This is a genomic window from Nocardia amamiensis NBRC 102102, assembly GCF_001612745.1.
Lineage (GTDB): Bacteria > Actinomycetota > Actinomycetes > Mycobacteriales > Mycobacteriaceae > Nocardia > Nocardia amamiensis.
The window spans coordinates 1-1,592 of the sequence record NZ_BDBA01000422.1 but is presented as its reverse complement, the minus strand read 5'-3'; the positions used below and the strand labels follow the sequence as shown (position 1 = coordinate 1,592).

At 64.1% G+C, this 1,592-nt stretch carries 1 protein-coding gene; it reads left to right on the top strand.

Annotated elements, in window-relative coordinates; genetic code table 11:
- Positions 1 to 247: 247 nt before the first annotated feature.
- The gene (locus NA4_RS38165; RefSeq protein ID WP_067481109.1) at positions 248 to 1,516 is read left to right on the top strand and encodes an IS110 family RNA-guided transposase; all 1,269 of its coding nucleotides are present in this window, start codon (positions 248 to 250) and stop codon (positions 1,514 to 1,516) included.
- Positions 1,517 to 1,592: the final 76 nt, after the last annotated feature.

Below are 1,592 nucleotides of genomic sequence, written 5' to 3'. Positions count from 1 at the left end.
TCTAGCCAATTTGTCCCTGGTGGGACGCCCGTTCCGGGCTGAAAATGGTGGGGTGGTCGCCTTGTCGACGCCGTCTGTCCTTGGTTCGTTGAGGCCGTCGTCTAGCCGGGCGTTGGGGTCGGGGTTGTGGGCCCTTCATTGTTGCCGCTGTTATCGAGCACGAGGATTAGATTCTGTTTTCCCTTCCTGACCCCACGGGCGACCACCCTCGAGGTTGGTTCGCGCGGTGAGGGAGAGGACGAAGTTCATGCTGGCGGAATCTCATGATGAGGAACAGATCATTGCCAGGGTCGCTGCCCTGGATATCGGCAAGGCCGAGTTGGTGTGCTGTGTACGGGTTCCCGCGCCCAGCAGCACGGGTAGACGGTTGCAGGAGGTGTCGACGCATTCGACGATGACCCGGTCGTTGACGGAGTTGGCCAATCATCTGGTCGAGCTGGGTATCGAGCGGGTGGTGATGGAGGCGACGTCGGACTACTGGAAGCCGGTGTTCTACCTGCTGGAGGCGCATGGGCTCGAGCCGTGGCTGGTCAACGCCCGCGATGTCAAGCATCTGCCGGGCCGCCCGAAAACCGATGTGCTCGACGCGGTCTGGTTGTGCAAAGTCGCCGAACGTCAGATGTTGCGTCCCAGTTTCGTGCCACCGGTACCGATCCGGCGGCTGCGGGATCTGACCCGCTACCGCATCGATCTCATCGGTGCGCGCACCGCGGAGAAGAACCGGGTCGAGAAGCTCCTCGAAGACGCCTGCATCAAACTCTCCGTCGTCGCCTCCGACATCTTCGGGGTCTCCGGGCGGCAGATGATGGCCGCCCTCATCGCCGGTGAACGCAATCCGAAGACGCTGGCGCAGATGGCGCGGTCACGGATGCGCACCAAGATCGGTCAGCTCGAGCAGGCATTCGACGGACACTTCGGTGACCATCACCGGTTCCTGTTGGCCCGGATGCTGGCCCGCATCGACGGAATCGACGCCGATATCGCCGCCCTCGACGCACAGATCGAGGCGCAGCTGACCCCTTTCGCCCCGGCGGCGGCGCGCCTGGATGAGATCCCCGGCATCGGGCCCGTCGCCGCCGCGATCATCCTGGCCGAGGTCGGGGTCGACATGTCCCGGTTCCCTACCGCCGGGCACCTGTGTTCCTGGGCGAAGTTCTCCCCGGGCATCAACTCATCAGCCGGTAAAACCAAGGGCAACGCCTCCACCGGACACGGCAACCGCTACCTCGCGCGGGTTCTCGGCGAGGCCGCCGTCGTCGCCGGCAAGACCCGCACATTCCTCGGTGAACGCTACCGGCGCATCGCCAGACGACGAGGTAAGAAACGCGCCATCGTCGCCGTCGGCCGCTCCATCCTCGTCATCGTCTGGCATCTCCTGCACGACGAGAACGCGATCTTCACCGACCTCGGTCCCGAGCATTTCCACCGCCGTGTCAACCCGAACAACAAGACACGCAGCCACGTCCGACAACTCGAAGCCCTCGGCTACACCGTCACCCTCACCCCAGCCGCCTGAACACGACCAGCAACAACAACCATGTCGGCTCCGCCGACAGCTACCGCCTGCCCGGTCACCGTCATTTTCGGATTAG